Raw genomic sequence first — 15,818 nt, 5'->3', positions numbered from 1 at the left:
ACATCAAGGCTACTGGGCGTCAGTCTGACGCCTCGTCGGCCTTGGTTTGCAGCTCTTTTTCGATTTTCACCAACTCTTTTTCAAACGCTTGGTCGAGAAGATTGCTCTTCTTGCGCCACGGCTTGCGCTCGGGGTCCGGTTGAGCGGCGTAGGTAATCACTTCCCCGCCGTATACATCCTTGTAACGCTGCGCCTGGCGCTCGAGTTCGGCGCGCAGTTCGTCTTTCGTCACGTAGTTACCCATGGTCTTGAACAGAATTTTGGCTGAATACCAGGCATGCAGCCTTGGCACCTAAGGTGGCCAAACAGTTTTAGCCTGCGCATTTATAAACGCCGCGAATAGTTTTAACGACTATTGCCGTCGCGAGTCTGCCCTTTAATTGTGGGTTACCTGAACCTGTTGTCAGGTTTTTTAAAGGGCTCACATGGAAGCATCCGGCAATTATGGCGAAGCCCAGTTAAATGTCCAGCCTGCTTGATTGGCAGGCTCTAGACCGTAGCGCTGCGGAATAGTTGCAAGCTGGCCGTTATCACGCAGTGAACCCAGCCCGCGATTAAGCACACCACGCCTTGCTCACCGAAACGTCTGGCATTGAGCATCAATAATAGGCGATTGAATCCTTTAGTTGCGATGAAAGCTGCGGGTGCGCAGTAACTGGGACCTGCTAATTAGCGTGCACAGTGGTTGGCATTATTAGCCCAGTGCCTGTTTGCGCCCGACTACTTGGCAACACCTTGCAACCTCTATGCGTTTGAGTAAACCCGCGTGTCTCCCTACATTTGCGCCCGCACCAGTAAGTCATCCAGCGGTTGATCAGTCGGGTTGGTCAATCAAGGCAGTGGCAACTGGGCTGCGGCCGCCAATCAGGCCGCTAACGGCTGCTATGGAGAACGTTATGCGTAAGTCGATGAAAATGGGTGTATTGGGGCTGGTGCTGATTGGCCTGGTCGGTTGCGAGGCGGCTGAACAGTCGGCGCAAAAACTCGTTGAGAAGGCCGAACAGGCAGTGGTGGACGTCGCCCGCGAAGCGGTTGATGAAACCGTGAAAGAGTTTAACAAGCAGGTCGACGAGGTGCAGCAGTCGACCAATGAGTGGTTGGGCAAGCCTGCTGAAGAGGCGGAGCCGCAACAGCCCGAGCAGCCGGCTAGCGAACTTGCTACCCCGGCTACCGAAGTCTAGGTCGATGTTTCAGGGCATTTTCTGCAGCGCTATGCAACTGGCGCTGTAGTTCTGCTGGCAGGCGCTGGTGAACAGACGTCTGGCCTGGTTAACGTCCTGGGGTACGCCTTGTGCGCCGCGCAGGTAGAGGTTGCCGAGGATGTGCTGAGCCATCGAGTTGTCGCCTGCGGCGGATTGATTGAGGTACTTGAGCATCTGCTGCGGGTTGTTGAAATCCGGGTTGTCGCGACCGGTGTACAGGTAGGCGAGGCTGACGGCGGCCATGGCGTGGCCCTTGTCGGCGGCCAGCTTCCACCAGTACTCGGCTTGTTTCAGGTCCTTGTTCGGCTTACCGACGAAGTGCAGGCTGCCGAGCTGGAACTGGCTGTCGAGGTCGCCGCGATTGGCCTGGCTACGCAGGTTGGCTTCGGCGGCGCTTGGTAGCGCTGGTTGCTCCGCTTGTGCAGTCGGGTTGCCTGCGTGTTGATCTGTGGATTGCTCCTCAGGCTTGCTGGCGCAGCCGCCGAGTAGCAATCCGGCACAGAGCAGTGCAGGCAGCAGATGACGCATGTGTACCGCAATAGCCATGTGTTTCTCCCTGAAATGAAGCAGCGCGAAGGTGTCAAGTTCTGCGAGTCAGCAGAAGACTGCCGGCACGCCGATGAGTTGCATTGGGCGAGCGGCTGGTGGCTCGCTCATGTGCTGCAGGTTGCATAATTCGTATCAGTTTGTCGCCTGCAGCGTTTCGCCCGCGCGGCAGAGCTGCGATTCTTGGTCATCTTCGCGTTATCCGAGCTTTGAGGTTCCCATGCATATCAGCGCCAACTTCGACAGCGGCAATATTGAGGTCATCGACGCCAGTAATCCGCAGCAGGTGCAGCTGGCGATTCGGCCCGATCTCAACAGTGGGCATTTCCAGTGGTTTCACTTCAAGGTTGAAGACCTGCAGCCAGGGCAGCGTTACGGTTTTAGCCTGGGTAATGCCGGGCAGTCATCCTATCCGTGTGCCTGGGACGGCTATCACGCCGTGGCCTCCTACGATCAGCACACTTGGTTCCGCGTACCCAGCCGCTTTGCAGACGGCGCGCTGAGTTTCGCTATCGAACCGCAGCACGCGCAGATCTGGTTCGCTTACTTCGAACCCTACAGTCGCGAGCGCCACGGACGGCTGATCGAGCAGGCGCTGAGCCAGGCCGGTGCCGAGTTGTTCGCTACCGGTAAAAGTATTGAAGGCCGCGATATTCAGGTGCTGCGTGTCAGCCGTAACCCGGCTGCCCAGCGGCGGATCTGGATCATCGCCCAGCAGCACCCGGGCGAGCATATGGCCGAGTGGTTTATGCAGGGGCTGATCGATCGCCTGCAGCGGCGCGATGATGCCGAGCTGAATGCCTTGCTGGAGCAGGCGGATTTGTATCTGGTGCCGAACATGAACCCGGACGGCGCTTTCCGTGGCCATCTGCGCACCAATGCCGCCGGTTGCGACCTCAACCGCGCCTGGCAGTCGGCCTGCACGACGCAAAGCCCTGAGGTGTTTTTTGCCCAGCAACTGATGCGCCAGACCGGCGTTGACCTGTTTTTGGATATCCACGGTGACGAGGAAATCCCCCATGTGTTTGTTGCCGGCTGCGAAGGCAACCCTGGCTATAGCCCGCGTCTGCAAAGCCTGGAAAACCAGTTCAAGCAGTTGCTGATCGATAACGGTGCCGAATTCCAGACCACCTTCGGTTACACCCCTGATCAGTTCGGCCAAGCCAACACCAGCCTGGCCTGCAACTCAGTCGGCATGGAGTTCGATTGCCTGGCCTTCACCATCGAAATGCCGTTCAAGGACCACGACGACAACCCCAACCCGCACACCGGCTGGAATGGCACGCGTTCCATGCAGTTGGGCAACGATGTGCTCAGCGTCGTGGCCGCCATGGTGGGGCAGCTGCGCGACTAGCGGAACGGTTAACAAGTAGCCCGGAGTGATCCGGGCTAAGTTTGGCCAGGATTTAACCGCGGTAGTAACGCTGCGGCACAAACGGGGTTTTGGCCACTTTCATCGCCACGCGCTTGCCGCGCACCATGGCCCATACCTCGGTATCCAGGGCGATATGGCTGTTCTGCACGTAGCCCATGGCCACTGGCGCGGCCAGGGTAGGGCCGAAGCCGCCGCTGCATACAGTGCCGATCACCTTGCCGTCGGCATCGACGATTTCCGCGCCTTCACGCACCGGTACCCGTTCCTGCGGCAGCAGGCCGACGCGCTTGCTGGCAACACCTGCTTGTTGCTGGGCGAAGATTCGCTCTGCACCGGGGAAGCCGCCAGCGCGTGCGCCATCGGCGCGGCGTGGCTTGGACATGGCCCACAGCAGGCTGGCTTCTATTGGCGTGGTGCTGCTGCTCATGTCGTGGCCATACAGGCACAGGCCGGCTTCCAGGCGCAGCGAGTCGCGGGCGCCGAGGCCGATGGCGGCCACTTCCGGTTCGGCTAGCAGGCTGCGCGCCAGGGTTTCGGTGTGTTCAGCGGGTACCGAGATTTCAAAGCCGTCTTCGCCGGTGTAGCCGGAGCGGCTGACGTAGCAGTCGACGCCGAGCAGGCGCACCGAGGCGAATTGCATAAAGGTCATTTTGGCGACTTCTGGTGCCAGGCGCGCCAGTACGTCGACGGCTTTCGGGCCTTGCAAGGCTAACAGCGCGCGCGCTTCGAACAGGCTTTCGATCTGGCACTGGCTGCCGATGTGCTTTTGCAGATGGGCCAGGTCCTGCTCCTTGCAGGCGGCGTTGACCACCAGAAACAGGGTGTCATTACCCAGGTTGGCGACCATCAGGTCGTCGAGGATGCCGCCCTGGTCATCGGTGAACATGGCATAGCGCTGCATACCCACGGGCAGGTCGATGATATCCACCGGTACCAGGCTTTCCAGAGCCTTGGCGGCATCTGCGCCGCGCAGGACGATCTGGCCCATATGCGAGACGTCGAACAGGCCGGCGGCTTCGCGGCAGTGCAGGTGCTCCTTCATTACACCCAGCGGGTATTGCACCGGCATGTCATAGCCGGCAAACGGCACCATGCGCGCGCCCAGTTCGAGATGCAGGGCGTGAAGCGGGGTTTTCGCCAGGGTTTCAGTGGTCATGCGGTTCTCCAAAGCTAAGTGTCTGTATGACGGATAGAGATTTAATGTAGGAGCGGGCCATGCCCGCGATGCTTTGCTTCAGCGTTTTTCGCGGGCATGGCCCGCTCCTACGGGGTGTTGTTGGCTTTAGCACTCGACAATATTTACAGCCAAGCCGCCTCGGGCGGTTTCCTTGTACTTGTTGTTCATGTCGGCACCGGTCTGGCGCATGGTGCGGATTACTTTATCCAGTGAGACGAAATGCTGGCCGTCGCCGCGCAGGGCCATGCGCGCGGCGTTGATCGCCTTCACCGAGCCCATGGCGTTGCGTTCGATACAGGGTACTTGCACCAGGCCACCGATGGGGTCGCAGGTCAGGCCGAGGTTGTGTTCCATGCCAATTTCGGCGGCGTTCTCCACCTGGTTGACGCTGCCGCCAAGCACTTCGCACAGCGCGCCGGCGGCCATCGAGCAGGCCACGCCGACCTCGCCCTGGCAGCCGACTTCGGCACCGGAGATCGAGGCGTTTTCTTTATAGAGAATGCCGATGGCGGCAGCGGTGAGCAGAAAGCGCACCACGCCGTCGTCGTTGGAACTGGGAATAAAGCGGCTGTAGTAGTGCAGCACCGCTGGCACTATGCCGGCCGCGCCATTGGTGGGGGCAGTGACTACGCGGCCGCCGCTGGCATTTTCCTCATTCACCGCCAGGGCGTAGAGGTTGACCCAGTCGAGCACGCTCAAGGCGTCGCGCAGGCCTGCTTCCGGGTGCTTGCACAGTTGGCGGTGTAAATCAGCGGCGCGGCGTTTGACCTTGAGCCCGCCGGGCATGATGCCCTCGTTGCGGCAACCGGCTTCGACGCAATCCTGCATCACCTGCCAGATATGCAGCAGGCGCGCACGGGTTTCGGCTTCAGGTCGCCAGGCAGTTTCGTTGGCCAGCATCACCTGGCTGATCGACAGCTTGTGTTCGGCGCAATGCGCCAGCAGCTGCTTGCCGGTGGTAAAGGGGTATTGCAGCACGGTGCTGTCTTCGACGATGCGGTCTGCGCCTGCGGCCTGTTCATCGACCACGAAACCGCCGCCCACCGAGTAGTACTCGCGCGAGCGGATCTGCAAGCCGGCGGCGTCGAAGGCGCGAAAGATCATGCCGTTGGGGTGAAAGGGCAGTGACTTGCGGATCATTGCCAGGTGCTGCTTTTCGACAAAACGAATCGGCTTTTCGCCGAGCAGATTGAGCTCGCCACTGCTACGAATTGCCGCCAGGCGGGCGTCGACGTTCGTGGTGTCGATGCTGTCCGGCTGTTCGCCTTCCAGGCCGAGTAGCACGGCTTTGTCGCTGCCGTGGCCCTTGCCGGTGGCTCCGAGGGAACCGTATAGCTCCACTTTCACGGCATCGGTTGCGGCCAGCAGCTCATCGCGGCGTAGCCCTTCGGCAAAGCGCAGGGCGGCCAGCATCGGGCCCACCGTATGTGAACTGGACGGGCCGATGCCGATCTTGAAAAGGTCAAAAACGCTAAGTGACATGTGATCTCCGTGGGCGAGTCAGCCATCTTGACGTAGGAGCGGGCCATGCCCGCGATACGCGGTGACATTCGCGGGCATGGCCCGCTCCTACCCTTGGCTTAAACCTGCACCTTATTAGTCAGCGTAGACCGGGAAGCTGGCGCATAGGTCCGCAACCTGACCACGAACGCGCTTGATCACAGCTGGGTTGTCCAGCTCATCGAGGATGTCGCAGATCCAGCCGGCCAATGTGCGGCACTCGCCCTGCTTAAAGCCACGGGAGGTTACCGCTGGAGTGCCGATACGGATGCCGGAGGTGACAAAGGGCGACTGCGGGTCGTTCGGCACGGCGTTCTTGTTGACCGTGATATGCGCCGCGCCCAGGGCTGCGTCGGCGGCCTTGCCGGTGAGGCCCTGCTTGATCAGGCTGACCAGCATCAGGTGGTTGTCGGTGCCGCCGGAGACCACATCAAAGCCGCGTGCAACGAACACTTCGGCCATGGCCTGGGCGTTGTCGATCACCTGCTGCTGGTAGGTCTTGAAGCCAGGCTCCAGTGCTTCCTTAAAGCACACGGCCTTGGCCGCGATCACATGCATCAGCGGGCCGCCCTGGCTGCCGGGGAACACGGCGGAGTTGAGCTTTTTCTCGATCTCTTCGTTGGCCTTGGCCAGGATCAAACCGCCGCGCGGGCCGCGCAGGGTCTTGTGGGTGGTGGTGGTCACCACGTCGGCAAACGGCAGCGGGTTGGGATACAGACCGGCTGCGACCAAACCGGCAACGTGGGCCATATCGACAAACAGCAGCGCGCCAACCTTGTCGGCAATGGCGCGGAAGCGGGCGAAATCCAGGGTGCGCGAATAGGCGGAGAAGCCGGCGACGATCATCTTTGGCTTGTGCTCAACGGCCAGGCGCTCGACCTCGGCGTAATCGATCAGGCCCTGCTCGTCGATGCCGTACTGCACGGCGTTATACAGCTTGCCGGAGGACGACACCTTGGCGCCGTGGGTCAGGTGGCCGCCGTGGGCCAGGCTCATGCCGAGGATGGTATCGCCGGCATTGAGCAGCGCCAGGTACACCGCGCTGTTGGCGGAAGAACCGGAGTGCGGCTGCACGTTGGCGTAGTCGGCGCCGAACAACTGCTTGGCACGCTCGATGGCCAGGGCCTCGACCTTGTCGACATGCTCGCAGCCGCCGTAGTAACGCTTGCCCGGATAGCCTTCGGCGTACTTGTTGGTTAGGCCGCTGCCCTGGGCCTGCATGACGCGCTGGCTGCAGTAGTTTTCCGAGGCAATCAGCTCGATATGGTCTTCCTGGCGCTGCTCTTCGGCGTTGATCGCGGCGAGCAGGGCGTCATCGTAGCCCTGCAGTTGGTCGTGCTTGCTAAACATGGTGAGGCCCTCTGGTTTTTATATGAGGTGCAGCTAACCCGCCTCGGGTAGAGGTGAGTCGAAATTCTGGGGTAAACAAAACCGTAGGATGGGTTAGCGGCGTATGGCACTGAACATGCCACGACACCGCTCTTGAGCGCCGCGTAACCCATCGATGATGAGTATGCGGTGATGGGTATCGCTGCGCTCAACCCATCCTACGTTTACATCGCCTTACGCGTCCTGATACGCCTCGATGGACGGGCAGGCGCAGATCAGGTTGCGGTCGCCGAACACGTTGTCCACGCGGCCGACCGGCGGCCAGTACTTGGCCTCGATCAGGCTGGCCACCGGGTATACGGCCTGCTCGCGGCTATAGCCGTGAGTCCACTCGCCGGTCAGTTCCAGGGCGGTGTGCGGGGCATTTTTCAACGGGTTGTCGTTGGCGTCCAGGCTACCGGCTTCCACCGCACGAATCTCTTCGCGGATGGCGATCATGGTGTCGCAGAAGCGGTCCAGTTCTTCCTTGGATTCGCTCTCGGTCGGCTCGATCATCAGGGTGCCGGCCACCGGGAAGGACATGGTCGGCGCGTGGAAGCCGAAGTCGATCAGGCGCTTGGCCACGTCGTCAACGCTGATGCCGCTGCTGTCCTTGATCGGGCGGATATCCAGAATGCACTCGTGCGCCACCAGGCCGCCTTCGCCCGAATACAGCACGGGGTAGTGCTCTTCCAGGCGGCGGGCGATGTAGTTGGCGTTGAGAATGGCCATCTGCGATGCGCGCTTGAGACCTTCGCCGCCCATCATGCTGATGTACATCCAGGTGATCGGCAGGATGCTGGCGCTGCCGAACGGCGCGGCGCTGACTGCGCCTTCCTTGCGGGCCATATGGCCGTGGCCGGGCAGGAATGGAATCAGGTGCGATTTGACGCCAATCGGGCCAACGCCTGGGCCGCCACCGCCGTGGGGGATGCAGAAGGTTTTGTGCAGGTTCAGGTGCGAAACGTCGCCGCCGAACTTGCCTGGGGCGCAGAGGCCGACCATGGCGTTCATGTTGGCGCCGTCGATATACACCTGGCCGCCGTTGTCGTGGATGATCGCGCAGATTTCGCGGATGCCTTCTTCGAACACACCGTGGGTCGAGGGGTAGGTGATCATCAGCGCGGCCAGACGCTCCTTGTGCTCTTCGGCCTTGGCCTTGAGGTCGGCGATATCGACGTTGCCGCTGCTGTCGCAGGCGGTTACCACCACGCGCATACCGGCCATGCTGGCGGTCGCCGGGTTGGTGCCGTGGGCCGATTGCGGGATCAGGCAGATATCGCGCTGATCATCGCCACGGCTCAGGTGGTAAGCACGGATGGCCAGGAGGCCGGCGTACTCGCCCTGGGAGCCGGCGTTGGGTTGCAGGGAGATGCCGTCGTAACCGGTGGCCGCGCAGAGCATGGCTTCCAGTTCAGTAGTCAGCTGGGTGTAACCCTGGCTCTGCTCAACCGGGGCGAAGGGGTGCAGGTTGCCGAACTCGGCCCAGGTCACCGGGATCATCTCGCTGGCGGCGTTGAGCTTCATGGTGCAGGAGCCCAACGGGATCATGCTGCGGTCCAGGGCCAGGTCCTTGTCGGCCAGCTTGCGCAGATAGCGCATCAGCTCGGTTTCCGAGTGGTAGCGATTAAATACCGGGTGGCTGAGGATTTCGCTTTCGCGCAGCAGGCCTTTTGGCAGCTGGGCGATCACGCCGGCAGCCAGCTCAGCGAAGGCAGGAACAGCCTTGCCCTCGGCAAACACCGCCAGCAGCGCTTCGACTGCGGCCTGGTCGCTGGTTTCATCCAGGGACAGACCCAGGCGCTCGCCGTCTACTTCACGCAGGTTGATCCCGGCCTTGCGCGCAGCAGCGTGCAGAGCAGCGGTTTTGCCGCCGGTGGCCAGGGTCAGGGTGTCGAAGAAGAATTCCTGCTCGACGCTGTAACCCAGGGCGCGCAGGCCCTTGGCCAGAATCGCGGTGAACTGGTGTACACGCTGGGCGATCTGCGTCAGGCCTTTCGGGCCGTGGTACACGGCGTACATGCTGGCGATGTTGGCCAGCAGCACCTGGGCGGTACAGATGTTACTGGTGGCCTTCTCGCGGCGGATATGTTGCTCGCGGGTTTGCATGGCCAGGCGCAGGGCCGGCTTGCCGAAACGGTCGATCGACATGCCGACCAGACGGCCTGGCATATCGCGCTTGAATGCGTCGCGGGTGGCGAAGTAGGCGGCATGCGGGCCACCGAAGCCCAGCGGCACACCAAAGCGCTGCGCGCTGCCCAGGGCCACGTCGGCACCGAATTCGCCCGGCGGAGTGAGCATGGTAAGGGCCAGCAGGTCGGCGGCGACGGCCACCAGGGCATTGGCAGCGTGGAAGCGCTCAATCAGTTCGCGGTAATCGAAGATGTCGCCATTGCTCGCCGGGTATTGCAGCAGCGCGCCGAAGTAGGCGCTGGCATCAGTGATTGCAGCTTCGTCGCCGATGACCACTTCAATGCCCAGCGGCTCGGCACGGGTGCGCAGCACGTCGAGGGTTTGCGGGTGGCAGTGCATGGATGCGAAGAAGGCGTTGCTGGCCTTGTTCTTCGACAGGCGCTTGCAGAAGGTCATGGCTTCGGCAGCGGCGGTGGCTTCATCGAGCAGGGAGGCGTTGGCGATCTGCATACCGGTGAGGTCGCTGATCAGGGTCTGGAAGTTCAGCAGCGATTCCAGACGGCCCTGGGAAATTTCCGGCTGATACGGGGTGTAGGCGGTGTACCAGGCCGGGTTTTCCAGCAGGTTGCGCAGGATCGGGCTTGGCGTATGGGTGCCGTGATAGCCCTGGCCGATATAGGTTTTGAACTGCTGGTTCTTGGCCGCGATGGCCTTGATCTTGGCCAGGGCGTCGGCTTCCGACAGGCCCGGCTGAACACCCAGCACGCTGGTGCCCTTGATGCTCTCGGGGATGACGTTATCGGTCAGCGCGTCGATGCTGGCGTAGCCGAGCAGTTCGAGCATGGCAGCGGTATCGGTGTCACGTGGGCCGATATGGCGGGCGACAAATTCGTTCTGGGTACTTATGTTGGCCATGTTGGTCATCACACTCTCTCAGGCGTCAGCATTGGCGTTGAGCAGGCGCTCGTAGGCGGCCTGGTCGAGCAGGTCGGCTACCGCGCTGGCATTGGCCGGACGGAAACGGAAGAACCAGCCCTTGCCCAGGGGATCTTCGTTGACCAGCTCAGGGCTGGATTCTAGCTCGCCATTCACCTCAACCACCTCACCGTCCAGCGGCATGGCGATATTGCTCGCCGCTTTTACCGATTCCAGCACTGCCACTTCGTCACCCTCGGCGTAGCTCTGGGCTTCCGGCAGCTGCACGAATACCACGTCACCCAGGGCTTCCTGGGCATAGGCAGTAATGCCCACGGTCACCAGGCCATCGGCATCCTGACGCAGCCATTCGTGCTCAACGGTAAAACGCAATTCGCTCATGTGAACTCCTCAAGTGTGGTGACTCGCCCTTTCTGCTGGGGGCGATGTGCTGGACGCGCGTGCCGGGCACAAGCGTAAGGTGCAAAGACCTTAGCAAGGTAGGTGCCATTATGATTTTTATCAATAAAAACAATAAGTTAAGTTGTTTTGAGTGGTTCAGTTCAGTGGTGCTTGTATCGGTTTCGATACGAGAATGGCCGATTCAACCATAAAGAGCAGTGCAAAGGCTCTGGCGTCGAGGGTTGAACGCTTTGTGTCGCTTTCAATACGATGTATTTAAATCGATACAGTTGTCGGCGGCCCCGGTGGGGTGCGAAGCGAGTCAAATGCTTATCGATAACGCGTAAATTCCGCTTTTGCCTGTTTTCGCCTTATCTCAGCTGCCTCGCCTACATTTTTCAACGGCCTGCTAGTGCAGCGCCGGGCTGTCGCTGAGCGAGCGCAGGCGCTGATTAAGTTGCAGGTGTTGCGCCGGGTCATCGCTGAGCAACAGGGCGCACTGCAGATCGAAGCGCTCGCCCTGCGGACAATCGAGCAGTTGATAGATATCCGCGCGGGCCAAGTGATCGTGCGGGGTTGGCGTACCGAGCAGCAGCACGCGCTCGGCATCGCGCAGCGCGGCCAGTGGGTCATCATCCAGTTGATGCAGTTGCCGCAGGTTGCGCGACAGGCGCTGCAACATGCTGCGCGCATCGCAAGGCTGCAGTTGGTTGGCGCTTAATTCGGCAGTTGGGCCCAGATGGCGTTGCAGCAGCTCGCGGCATTCGCGGGTATACAGACGGCGGCCGCTGCACGGGTCGAGCAGATGATCGGCGCCTGGTACGCGTAGCAGAAAGTGGCCGGGAAAATTCACCCCCTGCAACGGAATCCCCAAACGCCTGGCCAGCTCCAGTGCCAGTAGGGCCAGGGATAACGGTTGACCGCGACGGCGCAACAACAGTTGATCCAGCAGCGCCGCCCTTGGCCGTAGCGGGCGTTCATCGTCTTCATGAAAATCCAGCTCACTCAGTCGGCGCAGCAGCGGTTGCGCCAGTTCCTGCGGCGGCAGGTTAGGCAAGCCCTGGCTGACCTGCTGTTGCAGGCCGTTTAGCCGTTGCAGCACATCCGCCGGTTGCAGTGTTGGCTGGTGCTCCACGGCAATCCACAGCGCCGCCTCGAACAGCGCAGGCGGGTTCTGTTCCAGGCAGGCAAGGCAGGCGGCGCGTGGGGTCATAACAATCTCCCGATGTCTCTGGCTTTGTAGTCAAGCGCCGGGGCTTCGTCCAGTGGATTGTTATGCGCAGCGAAACCCAACAGGGATTGGCGTATTTCGTTGGGCTTCGTCGCTGCGCTCCTTAACGGAGCGCCGCCCGACCCAACCTGCGCTTGATTGGGTGAGCTGCCAGAAACGCAAAACCCCAGTCATTGACTGGGGTTTTGTTTACTGCCGCTAGCGTTACTCGGCAGCAGGTTCGTTCAGTTCACTCAAGGCGTCCGGCTGGTTTTTGAACGCCTTGGCAAAGATGTCACGGTTCTTCGCCATATAAATCCCCAGCTCTTCACCCTGGGCTTCATTCAGCGATGGCACGGCTTTTTGCAGCACCTCGGTGAGCAACTCGGCCAGTTCGAGCATTTTGTCATGACGGTCGGCTTCGGCTTTATCCATGAATAAACGCTCCAAATCCCGGCTGCTGCGGTACACCACTTCGACGGCCATTCATCACCTCTACGCCTTCACGCTGATAGGTTGCAATAAACTGTTTATTTGTACAGTGTTTGCGAGCATAAAGAACTCGTCTGCATTTGGCCAGCAGCAATTGCTATGCCGGCTATCAACATAGCCGATTCTTCAGCGTGCAACCGCCAGTCGCCAGCATGGCGCGGCGGTTGCAGGTGTTTTTTCGCCCGCAGCAAGCTTCTTCTACTGGCATTGTTTTCTACTGGCATTGTTGGATGATGGCGCGCGGTGCTGTCGTTATTTTTGATCTTTTAGGAGCTTTTATGGGTAAGCCAAACTGGGCTGAGCAGATGCGCGAACGCATGCATGGGCTGGCGGAATCGCTGGGCAATCTGCTGATGGAGGCGTTCCACTACTTGGCGTTGTTCGCCATTGGTGCAGTCACCGCCTGGGCGGCGGTGATGGCCTTTCTGGGTATGCTGGATAAGGGCCAGATCACCGTAGATGACATCCTGCTGCTGTTTATCTATCTGGAATTGGCGGCGATGGTGGGTATCTATTTCAAGACCAACCACATGCCGATCCGCTTCATGATTTATGTGGCGATTACCGCGCTGACCCGCCTGATGATTTCCGACATCTCACACAACCACAAACCCGACATGGGCGTGGTGATGGTGTCTGGGGCGATTCTGTTGTTGGCGGTGGCGATTTTTGTGGTGCGCTACGCCTCCTCACGCTTTCCTGCAGTGCAGGCCGATGGGCCAAAGCGCAAACGCAATTCGGCGGATGAGGCGGCTGAGAAAGACGATACGCAGAGCGACGATTAAAAGCGGGTCAGTCGCTTAACGGCGCAAACAACGCCTGCAGGTCGTCTTCGCTGAGCTGCAGCTGGGTTTGGCTGCCGCCTTCCAGTACGCCTCGGGCCAGGTTGGCTTTGGCTTGCTGCAGCTGCTGGATCTTCTCTTCGACGCTGCCACGGGCGATCAGTTTGTAGACGAACACCGGCTTGTCCTGGCCGATGCGGTAGGCGCGGTCGCTGGCCTGAGCTTCGGCGGCGGGGTTCCACCAGGGATCGAAGTGGATCACCGTGTCGGCGGCGGTCAGGTTCAGGCCGGAACCACCGGCTTTCAGGCTGATCAGGAAGATCGGCAGTTTACCGGCCTGGAACTGCTGCACCGGGGTGCGGCGGTCCTGGGTGCTGCCGGTGAGTTTGGCGTAGGGGATATTGCGCGCCTTTAATTCGGCTTCGATCAGCGCCAGCATCGAGGTGAACTGCGAGAACAGCAGCACCCGCCGGCCTTCGGCAAACAGCTCTGCAAGCATGTCCAGCAGGCCGCTGAGCTTGCCGGAGTCCGCACTCGTGAGGCTGCTATCGCCTTCCTCTCCAAGCAGACGCAGGTCGCAGCAGGCCTGGCGCAGGCGCAGCAGCGCTTCAAGAATCACGATCTGGCTGCGCGCCAAACCCTGGCGGGCGATTTCCGCGCGGACCTTCTGGTCCATAGCCAGGCGCAAAGTTTCGTAGCGGTCGCGCTGCGCCGCGCTGAGTTCGACCCAGTGGGTGATTTCAGTTTTCGGCGGCAGTTCGCTGGCCACCTGCTCCTTGGTGCGGCGCAGGATAAAGGGCTTGATCCGCCCGGTCAGGTGGCTCAGGCGTAGCTGGTTGGCGTTCTTTTCAATCGGCGTGCGGTAGTCGCGGGTAAAGCTCTTGCTATCGCCGAGCCAGCCGGGCATCAGGAAGTTGAACAGCGACCACAACTCGCCCAGGTGATTTTCCAGCGGCGTGCCGGTCAGACACAGGCGTTGCCCGGCCTGCAGTTGCCCGGCGGCGACGGCGGCCTTGCTGCGCGGATTCTTGATGTTCTGCGCTTCATCGAGAATCAGCAGGCGATAACGGTAGTCGCTCAATGCCTTGAGATCGCGCGGCAGCAGGGCGTAGGTGGTGAGGATGATCTGGTGTTCATCGATCTGCTTAAACAGTGCGCGGCGTTTTGGCCCGTGCAGGGCCAGCACCTTGAGCTGTGGGGTAAAGCGCGCGGCTTCATCCTGCCAGTTGGGAATCAGGCTGGTGGGCATAACGATCAGCGCCGGCTGCTGCAAACGCCCGGCGTTGAACTCGCAGAGGATATGGCCGAGGGTCTGCAGGGTTTTGCCCAGGCCCATGTCATCGGCAAGCAGGCCGCCGACTTCCAGCTCGGCCAACCCTTGCATCCAGGCCAGGCCTTGCAGCTGATAGGGCCGTAGCTCGGCTTGCAGGCCGGCGGGCGCTTGCAAGGTGGCGCTCTCCAGGCGCTGCAGGCGTTCGGCGAAGTCGCGTAGCTGGCTGCCGCCTCGCCAGTTCAGGCGCGGGCCCTGCTCCAGTTGGCCCAGGCGTGCGGCATCCAGGCGCGACAGGCGCAGGCGCTGGTTGGATTCGCCGGGCTCGCGGAAGAACAGCTCGCCGAGGGTGGCCAGCAACGGCTTGAGACGGGCGAAGGGCAGGGCGACGCGCTTGTGGTTGTGCGGCAGGCTGACCAGTAGCACCTCGTCATCATCGCGCTTGTTCAGGGCCTCGCCATTGAGCAACCAGGGCGTGCGGCGAATCGCCTGCAGCAGAATCGGCAGCAGACTGATGCGCTGGCCTTCCACCTCGATACCCAGCTCCAGATCGAACCAGTTCTGCTCGGGGTCTTCCTCGACTTCGGCGTACCAGTCATCCACGGGCGTCAGGTTGAACTGGAAGTCCGGCTGTATGCGGATCTGCCAGCCTTCCTCACGTAGCTGCGGCAATTGCTCACGGACAAACTGCAGCCAGGCGGCGTCATTGGGGTGCTCGTAAGCTTCGCCGGCGCTTTCCGGCAGGGCTTCGCTTTGGCGTAGCGCCACTTGCAGGCCGGTTTGCTCCAGACGTTTGCGCAGCAGGGCTTCACTGCTGGTGTCGCGCACGATGCGCAGGCTGTGCTGGGCGCTCTGCTTGATCAGCAGGTCTTTGCCTTGTTTGCCAGATGCCAGATGGCCCTGATAATCGAAGGCCAAGGCCGCGCGGTGCTGGGTCTGTTCCTGCATACGGCCCTTACGCGCATCGAAGTGCACACGCACCAGGCTGCCGAGGCTTAGCACGGGGCTGGGCTGCAGATTCTCCAGGCTCTCTTCGCGGGCTTCTGGGCTGCTGACGATCAGCGGCGAGAGGTCGACGCCTTGCTCCTGCTGGGTTTGCAGGGTGAGCAGGGCGCTGGCCACGTGTTTGCAGTTGAAGCCCACCGGGCAGCTGCAATGGCCGGTCACGCCCCAGCCCTGGCCATAATGGTGCAGGGTGATGCGCTGTTGGTAGGTTTGCGCCCCAGAGCCCCGGCAGCTGGCCAGCAGGGTACTGCCCTTGAGGCTGAGCAGGCGGCTGCGGCCTTGCGCGGCATAGCCCTGGCCGCGCTGCAAATCGCCCACGCCGAATTCCGCGCGCCAGTCTTCCAGGCGGATATGCAGCAGATCCAGGGGCATCAGCTGCGCCCTGCGAGGCAGTAGGTGTGAGTTGGCATAATGGCGATGTATCTGGAGTACAGCCGAGGA

The 15,818-nt window shown here is 61.2% G+C and carries 13 protein-coding genes; 3 read left to right on the top strand and 10 right to left on the bottom strand.

Annotated features, from left to right (window positions below; genetic code table 11):
- Positions 1–19: 19 nt before the first annotated feature.
- Positions 20–232, bottom strand: coding sequence for a hypothetical protein (locus AC0T4W_RS16665; RefSeq protein WP_476323732.1), 213 nt, complete (start codon positions 230–232; stop codon positions 20–22).
- A 664-nt stretch (positions 233–896) separates the two neighbouring features.
- On the opposite strand from AC0T4W_RS16665, the gene AC0T4W_RS16660 reads away from it, so the two are divergent.
- On the top strand, positions 897–1,181 hold the full coding sequence (locus tag AC0T4W_RS16660; protein WP_476320841.1) for a hypothetical protein: 285 nt from the start codon (positions 897–899) through the stop codon (positions 1,179–1,181).
- 9 nt (positions 1,182–1,190) lie between these two features.
- On the opposite strand, the gene AC0T4W_RS16655 is transcribed toward AC0T4W_RS16660, so the two are convergent.
- Positions 1,191–1,748, bottom strand: coding sequence for a tetratricopeptide repeat protein (locus tag AC0T4W_RS16655; RefSeq protein ID WP_476320839.1), 558 nt, complete (start codon positions 1,746–1,748; stop codon positions 1,191–1,193).
- 220 nt (positions 1,749–1,968) lie between these two features.
- On the opposite strand from AC0T4W_RS16655, the gene AC0T4W_RS16650 reads away from it, so the two are divergent.
- Positions 1,969–3,102 (top strand): M14 family metallopeptidase, encoded by a 1,134-nt coding sequence (locus AC0T4W_RS16650; protein ID WP_476320837.1) that lies wholly within the window; start codon positions 1,969–1,971, stop codon positions 3,100–3,102.
- Between the two features lie 52 nt (positions 3,103–3,154).
- On the opposite strand, the gene gcvT is transcribed toward AC0T4W_RS16650, so the two are convergent.
- The 7 genes from gcvT to AC0T4W_RS16615 form a co-directional block, all read right to left on the bottom strand.
- Positions 3,155–4,279 carry a glycine cleavage system aminomethyltransferase GcvT gene (gene gcvT / locus AC0T4W_RS16645; protein WP_476320835.1) on the bottom strand — a complete coding sequence of 375 codons (1,125 nt, stop codon included), beginning with the start codon at positions 4,277–4,279 and terminating at the stop codon, positions 3,155–3,157.
- Positions 4,280–4,405: 126 nt separating this feature from the next.
- Positions 4,406–5,782, bottom strand: a complete 1,377-nt coding sequence (locus AC0T4W_RS16640) for an L-serine ammonia-lyase (RefSeq protein WP_476320833.1) — start codon at positions 5,780–5,782, stop codon at positions 4,406–4,408.
- 114 nt (positions 5,783–5,896) lie between these two features.
- Positions 5,897–7,150, bottom strand: coding sequence for a serine hydroxymethyltransferase (glyA, locus tag AC0T4W_RS16635; RefSeq protein WP_476320831.1), 1,254 nt, complete (start codon positions 7,148–7,150; stop codon positions 5,897–5,899).
- A 213-nt stretch (positions 7,151–7,363) separates the two neighbouring features.
- Entirely contained in the window at positions 7,364–10,216 is a 2,853-nt protein-coding gene (gene gcvP, locus AC0T4W_RS16630; RefSeq protein ID WP_476320829.1) for an aminomethyl-transferring glycine dehydrogenase, read from the bottom strand.
- An 18-nt stretch (positions 10,217–10,234) separates the two neighbouring features.
- Entirely contained in the window at positions 10,235–10,618 is a 384-nt protein-coding gene (gene gcvH, locus AC0T4W_RS16625) for a glycine cleavage system protein GcvH (protein WP_090248917.1), read from the bottom strand.
- Between the two features lie 409 nt (positions 10,619–11,027).
- A complete protein-coding gene (locus tag AC0T4W_RS16620; protein ID WP_476320827.1) occupies positions 11,028–11,831 on the bottom strand; it encodes a transglutaminase family protein in 804 nt (267 codons plus the stop codon).
- A 222-nt stretch (positions 11,832–12,053) separates the two neighbouring features.
- The gene (locus AC0T4W_RS16615; protein WP_476320825.1) at positions 12,054–12,314 is read right to left on the bottom strand and encodes a YebG family protein; all 261 of its coding nucleotides are present in this window, start codon (positions 12,312–12,314) and stop codon (positions 12,054–12,056) included.
- Positions 12,315–12,598: 284 nt separating this feature from the next.
- On the opposite strand from AC0T4W_RS16615, the gene AC0T4W_RS16610 reads away from it, so the two are divergent.
- Positions 12,599–13,105, top strand: coding sequence for a phosphate-starvation-inducible protein PsiE (locus AC0T4W_RS16610; protein ID WP_476320823.1), 507 nt, complete (start codon positions 12,599–12,601; stop codon positions 13,103–13,105).
- A gap of 7 nt (positions 13,106–13,112) precedes the next feature.
- Here AC0T4W_RS16610 and AC0T4W_RS16605 read toward each other — a convergent pair whose 3' ends face one another.
- Positions 13,113–15,749, bottom strand: coding sequence for a DEAD/DEAH box helicase (locus tag AC0T4W_RS16605; protein WP_476320821.1), 2,637 nt, complete (start codon positions 15,747–15,749; stop codon positions 13,113–13,115).
- Positions 15,750–15,818 lie beyond the last annotated feature (69 nt).

It is taken from the genome of Pseudomonas sp. C7.1 (genome assembly GCF_056312395.1).
Note: the sequence above shows the minus strand (reverse complement) of the source record. Positions and strands in the feature narration are given on the sequence as shown.

Excerpts from the sequence above, each read along its gene's own strand:
- AC0T4W_RS16660 (WP_476320841.1), top strand. The coding sequence starts at position 897 with ATGCGTAAGTCGATGAAAATGGGTGTATTGGGGCTGGTGCTGATTGGC.
- AC0T4W_RS16655 (WP_476320839.1), bottom strand. The coding sequence starts at position 1,748 with ATGGCTATTGCGGTACACATGCGTCATCTGCTGCCTGCACTGCTCTGT.
- AC0T4W_RS16650 (WP_476320837.1), top strand. The coding sequence starts at position 1,969 with ATGCATATCAGCGCCAACTTCGACAGCGGCAATATTGAGGTCATCGAC.
- gcvT (WP_476320835.1), bottom strand. The coding sequence starts at position 4,279 with ATGACCACTGAAACCCTGGCGAAAACCCCGCTTCACGCCCTGCATCTC.
- AC0T4W_RS16640 (WP_476320833.1), bottom strand. The coding sequence starts at position 5,782 with ATGTCACTTAGCGTTTTTGACCTTTTCAAGATCGGCATCGGCCCGTCC.
- glyA (WP_476320831.1), bottom strand. The coding sequence starts at position 7,150 with ATGTTTAGCAAGCACGACCAACTGCAGGGCTACGATGACGCCCTGCTC.
- gcvP (WP_476320829.1), bottom strand. The coding sequence starts at position 10,216 with ATGGCCAACATAAGTACCCAGAACGAATTTGTCGCCCGCCATATCGGC.
- gcvH (WP_090248917.1), bottom strand. The coding sequence starts at position 10,618 with ATGAGCGAATTGCGTTTTACCGTTGAGCACGAATGGCTGCGTCAGGAT.
- AC0T4W_RS16620 (WP_476320827.1), bottom strand. The coding sequence starts at position 11,831 with ATGACCCCACGCGCCGCCTGCCTTGCCTGCCTGGAACAGAACCCGCCT.
- AC0T4W_RS16615 (WP_476320825.1), bottom strand. The coding sequence starts at position 12,314 with ATGGCCGTCGAAGTGGTGTACCGCAGCAGCCGGGATTTGGAGCGTTTA.
- AC0T4W_RS16610 (WP_476320823.1), top strand. The coding sequence starts at position 12,599 with ATGGGTAAGCCAAACTGGGCTGAGCAGATGCGCGAACGCATGCATGGG.
- AC0T4W_RS16605 (WP_476320821.1), bottom strand. The coding sequence starts at position 15,749 with ATGCCCCTGGATCTGCTGCATATCCGCCTGGAAGACTGGCGCGCGGAA.